The 16,926-nt window shown below is 58.6% G+C and carries 18 protein-coding genes; 13 read left to right on the top strand and 5 right to left on the bottom strand.

The window, feature by feature from the left end; genetic code table 11:
• Positions 1–8: 8 nt before the first annotated feature.
• The 11 genes from AC515T_RS17565 to AC515T_RS17515 all read left to right on the top strand — a co-directional run bounded on the left by AC515T_RS17565 (position 9) and on the right by AC515T_RS17515 (position 9,306).
• Complete coding sequence (locus AC515T_RS17565) at positions 9–1,328, top strand: FliI/YscN family ATPase (protein ID WP_496529380.1); 1,320 nt, start codon at positions 9–11, stop codon at positions 1,326–1,328.
• The gene (locus AC515T_RS17560) at positions 1,318–1,779 is read left to right on the top strand and encodes a hypothetical protein (protein WP_496529379.1); all 462 of its coding nucleotides are present in this window, start codon (positions 1,318–1,320) and stop codon (positions 1,777–1,779) included. The genes AC515T_RS17565 and AC515T_RS17560 overlap by 11 nt, the downstream gene beginning before the upstream one ends.
• Complete coding sequence (locus AC515T_RS17555) at positions 1,769–2,542, top strand: hypothetical protein (protein ID WP_496529378.1); 774 nt, start codon at positions 1,769–1,771, stop codon at positions 2,540–2,542. The genes AC515T_RS17560 and AC515T_RS17555 overlap by 11 nt, the downstream gene beginning before the upstream one ends.
• Complete coding sequence (locus tag AC515T_RS17550; RefSeq protein WP_013693099.1) at positions 2,532–2,954, top strand: flagellar hook assembly protein FlgD; 423 nt, start codon at positions 2,532–2,534, stop codon at positions 2,952–2,954. The genes AC515T_RS17555 and AC515T_RS17550 overlap by 11 nt, the downstream gene beginning before the upstream one ends.
• On the top strand, positions 2,954–4,132 hold the full coding sequence (flgF, locus tag AC515T_RS17545) for a flagellar basal-body rod protein FlgF (protein ID WP_496529377.1): 1,179 nt from the start codon (positions 2,954–2,956) through the stop codon (positions 4,130–4,132). The genes AC515T_RS17550 and flgF overlap by 1 nt, the downstream gene beginning before the upstream one ends.
• A 3-nt stretch (positions 4,133–4,135) precedes the next feature.
• Positions 4,136–4,873, top strand: a complete 738-nt coding sequence (locus tag AC515T_RS17540) for a FliM/FliN family flagellar motor switch protein (protein WP_496529376.1) — start codon at positions 4,136–4,138, stop codon at positions 4,871–4,873.
• A gap of 15 nt (positions 4,874–4,888) precedes the next feature.
• On the top strand, positions 4,889–5,194 hold the full coding sequence (locus AC515T_RS17535; protein ID WP_013693102.1) for a FliM/FliN family flagellar motor switch protein: 306 nt from the start codon (positions 4,889–4,891) through the stop codon (positions 5,192–5,194).
• On the top strand, positions 5,191–5,535 hold the full coding sequence (locus AC515T_RS17530) for a hypothetical protein (RefSeq protein WP_496529375.1): 345 nt from the start codon (positions 5,191–5,193) through the stop codon (positions 5,533–5,535). The genes AC515T_RS17535 and AC515T_RS17530 overlap by 4 nt, the downstream gene beginning before the upstream one ends.
• A gap of 10 nt (positions 5,536–5,545) precedes the next feature.
• Positions 5,546–6,268: a flagellar type III secretion system pore protein FliP gene (fliP, locus tag AC515T_RS17525; RefSeq protein ID WP_496529374.1), complete on the top strand. Its 723-nt coding sequence runs from the start codon at positions 5,546–5,548 to the stop codon at positions 6,266–6,268.
• Between the two features lie 18 nt (positions 6,269–6,286).
• Positions 6,287–7,000 (top strand): sigma-70 family RNA polymerase sigma factor, encoded by a 714-nt coding sequence (locus AC515T_RS17520; protein ID WP_496529373.1) that lies wholly within the window; start codon positions 6,287–6,289, stop codon positions 6,998–7,000.
• Between the two features lie 203 nt (positions 7,001–7,203).
• Positions 7,204–9,306 (top strand): DUF6311 domain-containing protein, encoded by a 2,103-nt coding sequence (locus AC515T_RS17515; RefSeq protein WP_496533156.1) that lies wholly within the window; start codon positions 7,204–7,206, stop codon positions 9,304–9,306.
• Between the two features lie 414 nt (positions 9,307–9,720).
• On the opposite strand, the gene yghU is transcribed toward AC515T_RS17515, so the two are convergent.
• From yghU to AC515T_RS17490, 5 genes are all read right to left on the bottom strand, one after another.
• Positions 9,721–10,560: a glutathione-dependent disulfide-bond oxidoreductase gene (yghU, locus tag AC515T_RS17510; protein WP_496529372.1), complete on the bottom strand. Its 840-nt coding sequence runs from the start codon at positions 10,558–10,560 to the stop codon at positions 9,721–9,723.
• A gap of 43 nt (positions 10,561–10,603) precedes the next feature.
• Complete coding sequence (locus AC515T_RS17505) at positions 10,604–11,338, bottom strand: substrate-binding periplasmic protein (protein WP_496529371.1); 735 nt, start codon at positions 11,336–11,338, stop codon at positions 10,604–10,606.
• A 28-nt stretch (positions 11,339–11,366) separates the two neighbouring features.
• Complete coding sequence (locus tag AC515T_RS17500; protein WP_496529370.1) at positions 11,367–12,710, bottom strand: GGDEF domain-containing protein; 1,344 nt, start codon at positions 12,708–12,710, stop codon at positions 11,367–11,369.
• Between the two features lies 1 nt (position 12,711).
• Positions 12,712–13,470 (bottom strand): substrate-binding periplasmic protein, encoded by a 759-nt coding sequence (locus AC515T_RS17495; RefSeq protein WP_496529369.1) that lies wholly within the window; start codon positions 13,468–13,470, stop codon positions 12,712–12,714.
• A 124-nt stretch (positions 13,471–13,594) separates the two neighbouring features.
• On the bottom strand, positions 13,595–14,590 hold the full coding sequence (locus AC515T_RS17490) for an aldo/keto reductase (RefSeq protein ID WP_496529368.1): 996 nt from the start codon (positions 14,588–14,590) through the stop codon (positions 13,595–13,597).
• Between the two features lie 113 nt (positions 14,591–14,703).
• Between AC515T_RS17490 and AC515T_RS17485 the strand changes: the two genes are divergently transcribed.
• Both AC515T_RS17485 and AC515T_RS17480 read left to right on the top strand, forming a co-directional pair.
• Positions 14,704–15,627, top strand: coding sequence for a LysR family transcriptional regulator (locus tag AC515T_RS17485; protein ID WP_496529367.1), 924 nt, complete (start codon positions 14,704–14,706; stop codon positions 15,625–15,627).
• Between the two features lie 95 nt (positions 15,628–15,722).
• Positions 15,723–16,922 carry a hypothetical protein gene (locus AC515T_RS17480; protein ID WP_496529366.1) on the top strand — a complete coding sequence of 400 codons (1,200 nt, stop codon included), beginning with the start codon at positions 15,723–15,725 and terminating at the stop codon, positions 16,920–16,922.
• Positions 16,923–16,926: the final 4 nt, after the last annotated feature.

Raw genomic sequence — 16,926 nt, 5'->3', positions numbered from 1 at the left:
GTCGACTGTTGACGCAGCTTACCCAGGCCCGCCTGTGTCGGCGCCTGGGCCGTTTGAGTTCGATCCAGGGCATGGTGCTGCACGCCACCGGCCTGGATGTCCGGCTGGGAGAGTTGGTGGACATCCACCCGGCTCGTGGTGGCGAGGTCATTGCGGCTGAAGTGGTCGGCTTGCGCAGTGAATCCACCCTGTTGATGCCTTACGGCCCGGTGGATGGTTTATGCCTGGCCAGCGAAGTCCATGCCCGTGGAACCCCCTACACGGTTCCCGTGGGGACCAGTCTGCTGGGGCGTGTTCTGGATGCGACCTGCAACCCCCTGGATGATTTGCCGGCCCCTGAAGGGCTGACGCGAATGCCGCGTTTCGTGGCGCCGATCAATCCTTTGCACCGCTCGCCGATCGACACCACGCTGCTCACGGGAGTGAAGGCCGTCGATGTCTTCACGCCGCTTGGGCGCGGCCAGCGGATTGGCATTTTTGCCGGCAGTGGCGTGGGGAAAAGCACGTTGTTGGGCATGATGAGCAAGTATGCGCAAGCCGATGTAATCGTGATCGCCTTGATCGGCGAGCGGGGCCGCGAGGTGGGGGATTTCATTCGCGACAGCCTGGGGCCGGAGGGCTTGAAAAAGGCCGTGGTGATCGCCGCGGCGGCCGAGCAACCGGCGGTGCTGCGGCGCCAGGCAGCCTACACGGCGACGACTATCGCCGAATGGTTCCGGGCCCAGGGCAAGCATGTGCTGCTGATCATGGACTCGATCACCCGTTTTGCCCTGGCCCAGCGTGAAATTGGTCTTTCAACGGGCGAGCCGATGGGGAGTCGAGGCTACACGCCTTCAGTATTTGCCCTGCTGCCGCCGCTGATGGAGCGCGCCGGCGCGTTGAATGGGCAGGGCTCCATTACGGGGGTCTATACCGTACTGGTCGAGGGCGACGATATGAATGAGCCCGTGGCTGACCATATGCGTGCCATTCTCGACGGGCATATTGTCTTGAGTCGCAGTGTGGCGGCCCATGGGCACTGGCCGGCCATCGACGTGTTGCACAGTATCAGTCGATTGGCGGGTGCCCTGTATACCCAGGAGCGCAAAGCCCAGGTCGAGCGCCTGCGCTCAGCGCTTGGCAATTATCAGAACAGCGTGGACCTGATCGAGCTGGGCGCCTATGAAAAGGGCTCGCAGCCGCTGCTGGACACCATGATCGAGTTGAAACCCGAGTTCGATGCGTTGTTGCAGCAAACCCCTCAAGATCATTTCGCTGCATCAAACACCTGGCAGACGGTTCATCAGTTGTTCCAGCGGCTGGGCAAGGGGGTGAGCGATGCAAGATGAATGGCGCAAGTCGCGGCAATTGAAGGCGGCTTCTCGTTTGCGTGCCATGCAGCGGGAGAGGGCAGAACTGGCTTACAACCGCAGTCGCCGTGAGTTGACCCAAGCCGAGCATCGACTGAAGGCGGAGCAGGTTCGCTACGACAACCTCCAAGCGAACCATGAGGCGTTGGGGCGTATTGGCGCCATGCTCGATCCCTCCCAGCACGAACAGCGCTTACTGGCGCAGACAGCCGCTTTTCAGCGGCTTGAAGCGGCGCATCAGCCCGTCATCGAGGCACGAAGCCTGACGCATGCGGCCATGTCACACCTGCTCAAGTGCAAGGTGAACGAAGACCTCATCGACAAGGCCAAGGATCGACTGCAGGTGCTGCTGGACAAAGCGGTGCGTGAATACGAGGCCATCGACATTTTTGATGCACAGCAAGCTCAGGGGATGGGACATGGCCGTTAAAGTAGGGGCATCGTTGTGGACCATGGCGGCGGATCAGCAACGTCCTCCCGCTCGCGATACACAGGCCAAGGACTTCGAGCGCAAAATAGGCCTGCATGATCAATCACCGACTTCAAACGACAGCGCAGCGCAGCAGCGCAACCCGCAGGTGATGTCGGGGCAACGACTCGCGCACTCTGCCATTGCTGAAGCGGATCTGGCGCGGGTCGTGCAGTTGCGTTCCGGCGGTGCGTCAGCATCCATGACTGCCGAGGCGCTTGAACTATACGCGCTGGGTGCACACGCCGGGCATCACCTGTCTTATCTTCCCGATGTATTCCTGGCGGAGCCGGGTGTGCACAGCGTTGCTTCAATCGTTGCTGAGCAAGCCTACTCAGCGCCTTTCAGCGCCTTCTCGACGATTTCGGCGATGTCCTCCATGCCCGGTGCTATCTCGACAAAAGGCCCCGATAGACCCTGGAGCGAGCCCGTTGCCATTGAGCAGCAGGGCGCTGAAGACGCCACCGATCATCCGCTGTTGAGCTATTTGAACGGGAAATGGCCGGATCGGCATTTTCAATTTCTCCCTCGGGGTAAAGGCCTCGAGTTGCTGGTGCGAGACTACCGGCTCACCGCGCAAGAGCGTGATGAGCTGATAGACGAACTCTCTCGTCGGGCCTCATCGATGCCTGAGCGGCCGCAGCAGATCTGGCTCAACGGTCAGCAAGTCTGGCGCGCATCGCCTCTTTCGAACGATTACCAAGGTGAACACGATGGCCGTTGAAGCGATCGGTAATGAGCTGAGTTCCACCACCTCGGAGTTGGCCCAGAGCCGTCTGGGGCAGGAAGACTTCATCAAGTTGTTCTTGACCGAACTGACATTCCAGGACCCGCTGGAACCGATCAACAATCGCGAGTTCCTGGCGCAGATGGCGCAGTTCGCCAACCTTGAACAGACCCGGATCACCAACGAAAACACCGACAACCTGGTGTCCATGAATGCTACTTCGCAGTCCCTGGGACTGTTGGGGCGTCAAGTTGAAGTCAGTATCACCACGGGTGGCACGGCGATTGGCTCGGTGACGGCGATTGCGTTTTCGTCGACCGGGCCGGTGCTGTCCGTCAAACGAACCGACGGTACGGTCCTCACTGACGTGCGGCTGTCGCAAATCAAACTGGTCAGGCAGGGGGCGTGATGCTGCAAGCTTTCTTTAATGGAATGAGTGGCCTGTTTTCCTTCGCCAAGGGCTTGGATAACGTCTCCAATAACGTGTCGAACATGAACACGCCCGGCTACAGGGGCAGCGATACTTTTTATCGCGCCGTCAACGGACAGGATGGCCAGAGTTTTGGTTCAGGCATTGCCGGCACCCAAGTTCGTATCAAGCCGGGTGAGAACCGCCAGACGGGCAATAACACCAACGTGGCAGTCAATGGCGCCGGTTATTTCGTTCTGCGCGATGAACAGGGCGCGCTGTCATACACCCGCGCCGGGCAATTCGAGGTGGATAAGGACGGCTACCTGGTCGATACCATCAGCCAGCAACGCATCGCGGGTATCGACTCGTCCGGCAACCTGCGCGATATCAATATCCAGGGACAGCGTTCTTTGCCGCCGCAGGCGACCACCCGAGTCGAGATGGTGGGGGCCTTGGCTCGCACGGGTCCTACGGAGGCGACCCATCAGATCAACGCGATCCAGGTGTTCGACTCGACCGGTGCGAGCCATATCCTGAGCGTGAAATTCGAACCGAAGACGACGCCCGCCAATAGCTGGAGTGTGACGGTTTCCGACGCGAGTGGCGTTCAGTTGCAGACCGGCACCATCGCCTTCGGCGTAGATGGCAGCCCGTCTGCCGGTTTCAACACGTTGTCGGTTCCGTTGACGGTTAATGGCCAGGTCCAAAGCATTGTGCTGGATTTCGGAACACCGGGCAGTTTCAACCTGGCTTCCCAGGTCGCCAGCGGGCCGAGCCATACGCTGGGCGCACGAGTGGTCGACGGTAGTGCAGTCGCCGGCCTGAATACCTTCGCATTCGATGAGAAGGGCATTCTTAAATTTACCTACGCCAACGGCGAGAAACGTGATGGCAGCCAGTTGGCGCTGGCGGACTTCGCCGATGAAAGTGCCTTGGTCGCGGGCGCCAATTCGCTCTACCACGCGCCTTCTTCCATGACGGCCGAGTTCGGCCGAGCGGGAGAGAAGCAGTTTGGGCGCATCCAGGGCGGTTACCTGGAGTTGTCCAACGTCGATCTGGCCCAGGAGTTCGGGGACATTTTGATCATCCAGCGCGGGTATCAGGCCAGCTCAAGGGTGATGACGGTCTCCAATGAAATGCTGGAGCAGCTGTACAACGGAACGAGAGGGGGCTGAACAATGAGGATGTTGGGATTTGTCGGCACGACTCGTCTGCGCATGGCCTGTGAGCGATTACCGGCCGTGGCCAGGCACTGGTATGAGCAGTGGTGCATGCCGGATGCACGCCACACTTTCGAAGTGAGTTGTTCGGCCCTGGACGGTTCAAGTGAGTGGGCATCGACGCAGGCTTGGCAGAATGCCAAATCAGTCAATGGCTCAATCCGCTTGGCGGGTGATGGGGCGTCGATGATCTTCGGGCCTTTCATGCACGACGCGCCTGAAGATGAGACCGCCAGACATCTGGTACGCGAAGCGCACCTGGCGTTGATCAATCATCTGCTTGAGGCCCTTGGGCAACATGGCGTCTCCCATTTAACCGCCGAGTCGTCCTGGTCGCCCTCGGGTTTATTCAGTGCTCAGGTATTGCTGCAACTGCGCGTCGGCCCATCGACGCTGCATCTGTCGTTGGATGCGGCACTGCTCAATGCTGCGCTTGAAAAGCCTGTTGCTCGCACGCCGTTGATCGAACGCAAGCACGCACTGGGTAACGCTCGGGTGAAGTTGTCGGTGCGTCTCCCTCTGGCAAGCCTCTCTATCGGTGAGATGCGAGACCTGCGTCCCGGTGACACCTTGCGGGCCAGTGCGTTGTTGGCCGATCCGGTCTCGCTACAGCTGGCCGAAGGCCCCGTGATCGCGGGGGGCTACTTGGCCAAACAGCATGGCCAAGTCGCCGTGCAGTTGATTTCCCATGAATGAATCAGGAGTGTTGGTGTGACGGCAACGGTAGATGCAATTGAGCTGGAAGAGGCTCGGGTGGCGGTCAATGACGGGCAGTCACCGCTGATCAAGCGCGACATGAATTTGATCAAGCATGTGGTCGTGGAATTGGTGGTGCAGCTCGGTCACGCCTCCATGAGCGTGGATGAGTTGTTCGCGCTCAAGGCTGGCGACGTGGTCAAGCTGTTGGAGCAGGTCCATGAACCGGCGTCGCTGTGCCTGGACGGTAAACCGGTAGCCCGAGGCAACCTGGTGGCGGTCGATGACAATTTTGGCATTCAGTTGACGGAAATACTGTGACGTCTGAAACCGTGGCCCAACCCCTTGGCTTAGCGTTACGGCAGGACGATCCGCTGTCGTTCATGTTGATGATCAAAGTGATGCTGATCACGGCTGTTTTATTGGCGGTGGTCTACGGCGTGATGCGTTGGTATGCGCGACGTCACGCCAGTACCGACAGCACCTTGGCTGTCCCGACCGAGTTGCAGTGTGTACGCGCCTTGCGCTTGTCAACCAAGACCAAGGTGTATCTGCTCAAGACTGAAACGTCGCAGGTCCTGGTCACTGAATCTTCGAACGGAGCGACCGTGACCGTCTTGCCTGAACCACCTTCATCCTCTGTGCTGGATGTCCGCTCTTGAAGTACTTGATATGACTCGCCGCTTGTTGTTCCTGGTGCTCAGTGGTTTTGCTCCCTTCGCGGCAGCCGCGGACGACTTCTCCGAATGGGGAAGCTTGCACATCAATCAGATTCAATCGCCGGTCAGCGTTGTGGCCTTGCTGACGGCGCTGTCATTCCTGCCTTTTTTGGTCATTTCCCTGACCACGTTCACCCGCAACATCGTGGTGTTGTCACTGACCAGGCAGGCACTGGGGCTGCAACAGACGCCGCCGAATATCGTGTTGATCGTACTGTCGATGTTCTTGACGTTGTTCGCCATGGCTCCAACCTTGGAAAAGGCCTATGACGCTGGCATCAAGCCATTCCTGGCGAACAAAGTCGGGCTTGATGGTGCCGCGTTGCAAGGATGGGTGCCAATCCGCGATTTCATGATCAGGCAGACCCATGAAGAGGATTTGCGCCTGATTTATGAACTGGCCAAGGATCCTTTGCCGCAAGCACCGGAAGGGCTGTCCCCGGTAAAGCTGGTACCGGCGTTCATGTTGAGCGAGTTGAAACTGGCTTTTCAGATCGGCTTTATGATCTTCCTGCCATTCTTGATTATCGATCTGGTGGTGGCGTCAATTCTGATGTCGTTGGGGATGATCATGGTGCCCCCCATCACGATTTCATTGCCATTGAAGATCATGCTGTTTCTGTTGATCGATGGTTGGGGCCTGATTGCCCAGACCTTGATGCGCAATCTCGGCTAGGCAAAGGTGCAGCCTTCCATGGTGACGGATGAGCCCAGCAACGAAGGCGATGACGAGCAAGCGTTGTGGCGCGATTGGCTGGAGAGCAAAACAGAGGCGGCCAGGAGCCGGTTGTTCTTTTTTTACGGCCAGTGGCTTCGAATGATTGTCGGGCTTTTGTATGCTCGCTACCCACATCCATTGGCTGAGTGGGGGGACTACGTGAACCTGGCCTCGATTGGCCTTTTGCAGGCCATTGACCGGTTTAATCCTGGATTGAGTACGCGTTTCCAGTCCTATGCCGAACCTTATGTAAAAGGTAACGTCCTCAAGGGCTTGTCCTGTTATGTCAGCGATCGGCGTCGCTATTACCGGGAACGGCTGGAGAGTATTTCCGGACTGCAGGAGGAGGGGCGAACGGAGTCCGATCTGGAGCAGGTGGCGAACGTCGCTATTGGCTTGGCGTTCGGGTTGTTCTTGGAGTCCGGGATCGTTGATCCGGAGCCCAAGGATAATAACCCGCTAAGCCTCTACGAAGTGGAGCGTGAGAGCGATACGCTGGAGCAGTGCGTGAAGCTTCTTTCGGCGAATGAACAGCGCGTCATCCAAGGTCATTATCACCAGCATTTGAGCTTTGTCGAGATCAGCGAACTCATGGGCATCTCGAAGTCACGGGTTTCCCAATTGCACGCCCAGGCATTGAAAAACATTCGGATAAGCCATGCAAGATTAATGGCCGGGGATAGTTGGTAGTATCGGTGGGGCGAGGTGCTGGTTCTCCGGTGAAAGGGCCACCGCGGCAGCTACCGTGGAACGGCGGATTGTTAGAAAACATTATAAAAAGAGTAAAACAATTGACTCATCAGCACAGTACGCAAACTAGGCGCACATGGATGCCACGACCACTTGCAAACCAAAACCTGATCGTTGTGTTGTATCGCGCCGCAGGCGAGGCAATGAAGCCGTTAGGTCAGAGTAGGGCCTTGAACCTACTGCCTTTGCTGATGGGCGCATTGGCTTTTTTCATGGTCATCGGGCCGCGTGCGTTGAACCCGCAAAATATCGCCTGGTTGGGAGATGGCGATCCGGCCACTCATTATTTGGGCTGGTTGTTCTTCAGGCAGTCGCCGTGGTCGTTTCCTATCGGTCTGAATCCATCCTACGGGTTGGAACTTAGCAACAGCATCGTTTTTTCGGACTCCAATCCGCTCCTGGCCTTTTTGTTCAAACCCTTCGCGTCGTTGCTTCCTGAGCCTTTTCAATATTTTGGTCTCTGGCTGCTGGCTTGTTTCATGCTTCAGGCATGGTTTGCCTGGAAGTTGGTGGGATTGATTACGCCCAATGTTGCTGTCCGAGTTCTCGGTGCGGCGCTGTTCCTTTTTGTGCCTCCCATGATCCTGCGCATGACCGTACACCTGTCTTTGGGCGGGCATTTCTTGATCCTGGCGGCGCTGTACCTGAATCTGCATCCAGCCTTACGCAGAAGACGTGTGGCCTGGGGGGCATTGTTGGCGGCGGCTGCGTTGATCCATGCCTACTTGCTGGCAATGATTGCACTTATCTGGCTGGCCGACCTTGCCGCCAAATCCTTTAAACGCCGACTTTCCCTTGGCGCCGCGGTCGTCGAGTTGGGTTTGCTGTTTTCCCTGGTCACCGTCTGTTGCTGGCAGGCCGGTTATTTTACCGTCGAGCGCGCAAGTGTTACTTCTGACGGATTCGGTCTGTACCGAGCAAACGTCTTGACGCTGTTCAGCCCCCAGAACTGGTCGTATGTGTTGAAAAATCTCCCAGGTGTGCCGGGAGACAGTGATGGTTTCGCTTTCTTGGGGGCAGGCCTGATTGTTTTGTCGATCTGTGCCTTTGCAGGATGGTTGCGCGGTAACACGGGGCTTGGTTCGGCGTTGTATAAACGGCCGCTGCTTGGGCTGGCGTTGATCGGCCTGACCCTTTTTTCGTTATCGCATCATGTTGCAATCGGTTCGTTCGAGTTCGGCTATTCCTTGCCCCCTCAAGTAATTTCCATCGCGAACATCTTTCGTGCCTCAGGGCGAATGTTCTGGCCGATTTACTACGCTGTGATTTTTGCCATTATCTTCCTGATCGTTCGTGCCCATACGCCAAGAACTGCTGCGTATCTACTGGGGATGGCGCTCTTGATACAAGTCTTCGACACGCACAGCGGCTGGTCGGATGTCAGAAAGAAGTTGATGGTCAAGCCCGCATCTGAATGGGCAACACCTTTTGTCGATCCATTCTGGAAAAGCGCTGCATCTCATTACCAGAACGTTCGATGGGTCGTGCCGCAGAATCTCTCCCCGCATTGGATTTCTGTTTCTGCCTTTGCTGGGCTCCATCATTTATCCACGGATGCCCCTTACCTTGGGCGCATAAGTATGAAGCAATGGCGACAGGCTGACGAAAAAGCCACCCTGGCTTTAGCTTCGGGAAAGTACGAGCCGGATTCTCTGTACTTGATGAGCAACCGGGCCATGCTGCGTGCGTTGGGTACCGTCGATACCTCCGCTGATCTTTTCGCCAGGATCGATGGCTTTACCGTGCTTGCGCCTGGTTGGAAGCGGTGCAGCGAATGCCCACAGTTGACAAATGAGCAGGCGCCGACAGCCACCCCACTTGAGCTTGGGCATACCGTGCGATTCGATCAACGCGATTCAGGTACCGCGTATTTGGCGAAGGGGTGGGCTGACGTGGAGCCGTGGGGCACCTGGACCGAGGGAAGCGATGCGGAGCTCGTATGGCGAGCGACAACCCTCGTGCATTCCATTCGCTTGGAGGCCTCAGCCTTTGTTGTGCCGGGGCATGCGCAGCAGAAAGTCACTGTTCTAATCAATGGCCTACCCGCATCGGCCCATACGCTTGAGAAATCAGAAGGCAACATCCTCGACATACCGGTTACGCCCTCAATGCAACAACGCATTGCGGATCAGGGTTTCTTGAGGATGCAATTTCAGTTTGCGGACGCGATAAGTCCGCAGCAGCTCGGCTTGGGTGATGATGCCCGGGTACTTGCGCTTGGCTTGAAGACGATGACGGTCAACTGACTGCGGGTTGATCGCCCTGGAGGGCAAGACATTCAGCATCGATGCAAGCTGATTCACCGCCTTCGCGAGCAAGCCCGCTCCCACAGGGGGGCTGTGCTGATCGAGAAACCGAGGTTCACCACCGATCGAATGTGGGAGCGAGCCTGCTCGCGATGACGTCGGCACATTCAGCATTGATGCCAGCTGATCCACCGCTATCGCGAGCAAGCTCGCTCCCACAGGTGGGCTGTGCCAGTCGAGAAACCGAGGTTCACCACCTACCCAGTGTGGGAGCGAGCTTGCTCGCGATGAGGTCGGCACATTCAGCATCGATGTCGGCTGATCCACCGCTATCGCGAGCAAGCTCGCTCCCACAGGGGGGCTGTGCCAGTCGAAAAACCGAGGTTCACCACCGACCCGGCGTGGGACCTCGCCTCAGCCCAAATCCCCAGCCTGATGCCGCTCCGGCACCTGGCTCGCCTCGTCACCCCACGTGCGATTGACCCGCTGTCCGCGCTGGACGGCGGGGCGCTTGGCAATGTCTTCTGCCCAGCGCTGCACATGGGTGTATTCGTGGGCACTCAGGAATTCGGCGGCGCCGTAGACGTTGTTGCGCACCAGTTGCCCATACCAGGGCCAGACCGAGATGTCGGCGATGGTGTAGTTGTCGCCTGCCAGGTATCGGCTTTCGCCGAGGCGGCGGTCCAGGACGTCGAGTTGACGCTTGGCTTCCATGGTGAAGCGATTGATCGGGTATTCGAGTTTCTCTGGTGCATAGGCGTAGAAATGCCCGAAGCCACCGCCCAGGTACGGGGCCGCGCCCATCTGCCAGAACAGCCAGTTGAGGGTTTCGGTGCGGCCCGCCGGATCGGTGGGCAGGAAGGCGCCGAATTTTTCCGCCAGGTAAAGCAGGATCGAGCCGGATTCGAAGACCCGGATGGCGGGTTCCACGCTGCGGTCCAGCAGGGCCGGGATCTTGGAGTTGGGGTTGATCTCGACAAAGCCGCTGGAGAACTGGTCACCTTCGCCGATGCGGATCAACCAGGCATCGTACTCCGCACCCGTATGACCCAGCGCCAGCAGTTCCTCCAGCAGGATGGTCACCTTCACGCCGTTGGGCGTGGCCAGGGAATAGAGCTGCAGCGGGTGCTTGCCAACCGGCAAGGTTTTTTCGTGGGTCGGCCCGGCGACAGGGCGGTTGATGCTGGCGAACTGGCCGCCAGACGGGGCGTCGTTTTTCCAGACCTTGGGCGGAACGTAGGACGCTTTACTCATCGGGACATACCTCATCGTTGCTTGCGGTGTGATCCCCCAGAGTCTACCGCTGTTCGTTCATGATCCGTGCGACTTCACCGGACGCCTTGAGCTGTTCGAAAGCGTGCTGGGCCTTGGCGACGACTTCATCCGGCGTGCTCAGGCTGAAGGCCAAGTGGACCCTGTGGGGTTGTTCGTCGAGGGTATAGACCTCTTCCAGTGAAGTGAAATCCACTTGGGCATCCTGGCTCATCAGGCGCGCGGTGTTCTCCGGCATCGGCAGCAACTGGATCTGGCGATTCAGCAGTTTTTGAAAGTTGTCGTGGTTGTTGGCCGAGATGACCAGCCGGGTGAACCCGCGCTGTTGCAGGTAAATCTGCTTGGCGTCATTGCGCACCACGCCGATGCTGTACTGCTTGGCCTCCTCGAGACTGTTGACGGCTATGTCTTTATTGTCACGCATTTTATAAAGCCGGCTCGCCACCCGATGTATTTCACCCACCCATTTGAACAATGTCTCGCGGGCCGGGGTGCGGTCCAGCGGGAAGATCAGCACGTTGGGCTCGTGCAGCGCTTTTTCATAGGCCCGGGCCCAGGGGTACAGCGACAGGCTGTAGTCGGTGAGCCGCGCGCTTCTCAGCGTCTCCTCGGCAATGCGACTGCCCGGCCCGACGACCTTGTTGTCACGTTGATAGGCGTACAGGGAGTCTTCGGTGACGATTTCGATGGTGTCGGCGTGGCTTGCCAGGCTGATCGAGGCGAGTAGCAAGCATGAGCAGAGTGTCAGGCGAATGTGCATATGCAGACCTCATGGCGCGCGATGATTGTTACAGGGAAACGCGGTCGCGTCCCTGGTGTTTGGCCCGGTACAGCGCCTGGTCGGCGCGTTGCAGCAATTGATCGAAATGGTCCATGGTCTCCGGGTCCAGCTCGGCGACGCCGATGCTCACGGTGACGAAAGGCGAGACCTTGGAGCCGCTGTGGGGCAGCTCACGTTCCGCCAGGCTGGTGCGAAAGCGTTGAGCCGCCTGGCAGGCCTGTGCGGCGTCGATGTTGGGCAAGACCACGACGAACTCTTCGCCGCCTACGCGGGCGGTCAGTTCGCCAGAGCGGCCGAACACGCTGCGCAAGGTTTCGGCGATCTCTTTCAGGCACAGGTCGCCCTGCATGTGGCCGTAGGTGTCGTTGTAGATCTTGAAGAAGTCGACGTCGCACATGAGCACGGCCAGCGGGGTGTTGTGGCGGATTGCCCGGCGAAACTCGATTTCCTTCAATTCGTCGAAGTAGCGACGGTTGGCCAGTCCCGTCAAGGCATCGTGACGGGACAGGGCTTCGAGCGACTGGTTGGCCGCTTTCAGCTCAGCGGTGCGTGCCTCCACCAGTTCGGCCATTTGATCGCGGCTGGCGGCCAGGGCCAGTTCATCCGAACGCTGGCGTTCGAGGTGGGCGCGCAGATTGTCCTGGAGTTCATTGACTTGGAATTCGAGCAGGCTCAGTTCGTCCTGGCGATGCACCGCCCGCTGCAGCTTGAGGTGACGCTTGAGGGTATGCGGCGCGAGTTCGCCCAGGTGACGGGCGATATGCACCACATGCACGGTCACCAGGCGGTTGAACATGGTCATGACCAACCCGGCCAGCAATAAGGACTGGATGAGCTGGGTGATGACGATGCTGCGCGCTTCGCTCCAGAGGCGCTCCCACAGCAGGTTGTTGTCGCCTTCGATGGTCAGCTCACCGACTTTTTCATGGGCCCCGGCATAGGGCTGGGCGATGAGCTGGCGATGCAGCACCGGCACCACGCCCGATTGATCGACGGTGTATCGCTTGAGTTCGATGATTTCCGGCGCTTGCCCGGGGCGCAGGATGTTCAACACCACGCGACCCACGGGGGCTGCCCCGGCAACGCTGGTGATTTGCTGGTCGAGAGATTCGCGATCGAGTTCCCAAATGGCATGGGCCAGGGTGTTCTGGAACACCTGGTCGATCAGGGCCAACTCCGAATTCATTTCCGCCAGGTTGTTTTCCCAGGCCAGCCAGGTGCGCCAGGTGACCATCGCCAGGGTAAAGAACAGGCAGAACAGCAGCGTTGCCAGCACCAGGCGCCGCCCCAGCGAGCTGAACGCCTTGGTCGGTGGTGGCTGGGAGGACGCCGTGCGGAAAGGGTCACCCATGTCATAGCCATTTGCGCAGGATGGCGTCGTAGACCCCATTGCGGCGGATGGTCTCAAGACCGGCGCGGAATTTCTCCACCGTCTCGGCCGGCGTCTTGCGGCTGAAGGCCATGTTCAGGCCATCTGAGCTGCTCAGTTCGGGAAGCGCCAGGGAGCGGATCAGCACCTTGTCCGGGTCTTCGCCATTCTGGCGAGTCAGGTACAGCGCGTTGAGCTCGTTGGAAATCCACAGCTCCACGTGATCGACCTTGAGCTTGCGGTAGTTGTGTTCGTACTTGGTGCTCGACTGCAATTCCTCGCCGATGCGGAAACCCTTCGAGACCAGGTATTGCTCGCCCACGTCCTGATTGACCGTGGCGATCTGGTGACCATGGGCGTCGGCCAGCGAGTCGAGTTTCACCGGTCGGTCCGCCAGTGAGTAGATGTACCACTGCGTCGGGCCAATGGTGCCCACCCACTGGAAAAGCGATTCGCGGGCAGGCGTGCGGACGATCGAATAGATCAACACATTGCTTTCATTGAGCGCCAGGTCGTAGGCCCGGGCCCAGGGCATGGGCTGGATAGGCGCGTCCATGCCGACTTCCTTGAGCACGGCCTGGACCACCTCGGTGCTCATGCCGGTCACTCGCCCGTTCTGCGTCATGTTGTAGGGCGGCAGTTCCTCCGTCACGATGCGCAGTGGTGTCTCTGCCGCGCAAGCGCTTGCAGCGAGGAACATCAGGACGCCCCACATCAGCAGGCGATTCAGCGGCAAACCCATCGATCATTACCCTATGCAACTGGCAGCGCCCGGCGAGACCCGTGGGCTGTTATTGATAGGGTTATCGGCGGAGCTGGCGCCTGCTTGAGTCCGGCCTGTCGAAACCGACAGCCCAACCGACGGATCAACCGTTCAACAACGTCATCGTCTGCGCCTGGTATCGGTCGCCCGCCACCACACCTTCGCCTGTGAAAATCCCATCCAGCTGGGCCAATTCGTCAGCGCTCAACACCACCGAAGCGGCCGCCACATTGCTCTCCAGGTACTTGCGCTGCTTGGTGCCCGGGATCGGAATGACGTGGTCACCCTGGGCCAACACCCAACCCAGGGCCAGTTGCGAGGCACTGATGCCCTTGTCCAAGGCCAAGGCCTTGACCCGTTCGACCAGCGCCAGGTTGCGCTTGAAATTGTCGGCCTGGAAGCGCGGGTTGAAGCGGCGATAGTCATCGACGGCAAAATCCTCCGGCGACTTCAGCTCGCCGGTCAAAAAGCCCCGGCCCAAGGGGCTGTAGGCGACGAACGCAATGCCCAGGCGCTTGCAGGTATCGAGCACGCCATTGTGTTCAGGCTCGCGGGACCACAACGAGTATTCACTTTGCACCGCTGCCAGTGGGTGCACGGCGTGGGCTCGCTGGATGGTCTCGGCGCTGGCCTCCGAGATGCCGATGTGGCGGACCTTGCCGGCCTTGACCAGCTCGGCCATGGCACCGATGGTTTCTTCCACGGGTACTTCGGGGTCAATGCGGTGCTGGTAGTAGAGGTCGAGGTAATCGGTGTCGAGGCGCTTGAGGCTGCCGTCGACCGATTGCCGGACGTATTCGGGGCGGCCATTGACGCCGCGGGCATGGGGATCGCTGCTGCGCACCAGGCCGAACTTGCTCGCCAGGTACACGCCTTCACGCTTGCCGCGCAAAGCCCGGCCGAGCAGTGCTTCGTTGGTATGCGGCCCGTACATGTCGGCGGTGTCGAACAGTGTCACGCCCAACTCCACGGCGCGGTGCAGCGTGGCAATCGCTTCGCCCTCGTCGACGCCCGTGGTGTAGAAATCCGACATGCCCATGCAGCCCAGGCCGATGGAGGAAACGTGAGGGCCGTGATGGCCGAGTTGGCGGGTCTTCATGCTGATAGCTCCTGGAAATGAACGACCTGTGCAGTCTCTAACAAGGGGTTTCCTGGATAAATACCCGATTATTGGTTTAACTATTCGTAATATCTGAATAATGAGGCGCGACAGTGGACCGATTACAGGCCATGCAAGTGTTCCGGCGTATCGTTGAACTGGGTGGTTTTGGCAAGGCGGCCGATGACCTCGGGTTGCCCAGGGCCACCGTCAGCCTGCTGATCCAGCAGCTGGAAGCGCATCTAGGGGTGCAATTGTTGCAGCGCACCACCCGGCAGGTGCGCGCAACGCTTGATGGCCAGGCGTATTACCAGCGCAGCGGCCAGTTGCTGGACGACCTCGATGACCTGGAAAGTTCGTTGTCGGCGCAACGGAGCCAGCCGCGTGGCACCTTGAAGGTGGACATGCCCATCGCCTTTGGCTGCATCTGGATTCTGCCGCGCCTGCCGGATTTCTATCGCCGCTACCCAGCGTTGCAACTGGACATGGGTTTTCATGATCACCAGGTCCATCTGCAGCGCGAGGGCGTGGATTGTGCAATCCGCGCCGGCCATATCGTTGATCAAGGCTTGGTCGCGCGGCCCATCGTGCGCCTGCACCAGCTGACCTGTGCCAGCCCCGGCTACCTCGCTCGCGCCGGCACGCCTCGGCGCCTGGAGGATTTACCGGCGCACCAGGTCATCGGCTTTGCGTCGGGCAATGGACGGTTCTTCCCGTTCGAATTCGAGGTGGCGGGGCGGGTGCAAGAAATGCAATTACCGAGTGAGTTGACCGTCAATAACGCCGACGCTTATGTGACGGCCTGTGAAGCGGGATTCGGCTTGATCCAGGTGCCGCGTTACCACGTGCAACGGCAGTTGGCCGAGGGCAGGCTGGTGGAAGTGCTGAGCGAGTACGGCGTGCCGACGTGGCCGATCTCAGCGGTGTACCCGCCGCACCGGCAGTTGTCGCCCAGGGTGCGGGTGTTTATCGATTGGGTGGTTGAGTTGTTGCAGGGGGAGGCGGATGTGCGGGGGGAGTTGATGATGAGGGCTTAAAACCGCTCGTCACTCCTGTCAACTCTGACAGTAGTGAGGTGAAAGGACTTTCCCTATACCTGTAGTCCCATCACTTCCTTTGAAGAGCAACTGGTATGACTACGCAAAAAGCAACTAAAGCGGCAGGCGATCTTGACCCAAGCTTTGGTGACGGGGGAAAAGTAGTGTTCACTCTTGCCCAAGGCAGTTTTTTAGGAGCGTCAAAATTACTCAGTGACGGAAAAATATTCTCGGCTGGTGCCAATGCCGATGATGTTGTTTTGGTGCGACACCTGAGTAATGGCGACCTGGATGATTCTTTTGGTGAGCATGGCATTACGCGCATCAAGCTTTTTCCCGGTGTCCGCATAGCGAAGGTCGTTTTAAACCTCCAACCCAATGATCACGCCTTTGTATTCGGCAGTGTCGGGGAAGAGCTTGAAGCGATACTTTTTCTCCTCAGGATTTTGCCTGACGGAACACTGGACACCCGCTTTGGCATGAAAGGGCGTGTGATTATCAATTTGCCAGAGGGCGAAAATATTGCTCATGTTGTAGCGGTCCAGCCCGACGGAAAAATCGTCCTCGTCGCGAGGGTTGTGAGAGGGTATGAGAACTATGATGAAGTTCTCCTTCGGCTTGACAGCAAAGGGGAGCTTGACCTGACCTTCGGCGAAACCGGCATGGTATTTGTCGGGAAGGTTCACTTTTCATCACTGATCGTGCTCCCGGATGACCGGCTGCTTTTCGCCGGGGCAAAAAAAGGTGCCTTGTTGTTTGCGCGCTATTTGAGTGATGGACGACCTGATCCTTCTTTTGGCGAGGAAGGTGTTGTTACGATTGAAGTATCACAAGGCCAATTCGCGCAAATTCTTGCCGCTGAGCGGCAGCGAGATGGAAAAATCGTGGCCGTGGGTTCTGCGGAGATTGAATCGAAGGGAGCCCATGCTTTGATAGCGCGAATCAATCCTGACGGAAGTCTGGACGAGACTTTTCATCACGGAACACCTGCTGTTATTGGTTTTCAAGGTTACGAAGTTCAGAATCACGCTGTGGCCATTCAACCTGACAATAAAATCATTGCCGCAGGATCATCCCTGGGGACCGAAAAAACCGCTAATTTCACGTTGATGCGGTTTCTTCCCAACGGCGCGCCAGACCTCGAGTTCGGATTGCATGGTCGAGTCATGACAGACTTGGGCGGTTTGGATTTGGCACGGAGCGTCTCTTTGCAAGCCGACGGAAAGATAGTGGCGTCCGGGTGGATTTTGGGCTTGCCTGGAACAGGCGTGGGGATAGCGCGTTATCTGAGCTGATGAG

It is taken from the genome of Pseudomonas sp. FSO-7, assembly GCF_059579345.1.
The sequence above is the reverse complement of the archived record's forward strand: the minus strand, read 5'-3'. Positions and strand labels throughout refer to the sequence as shown.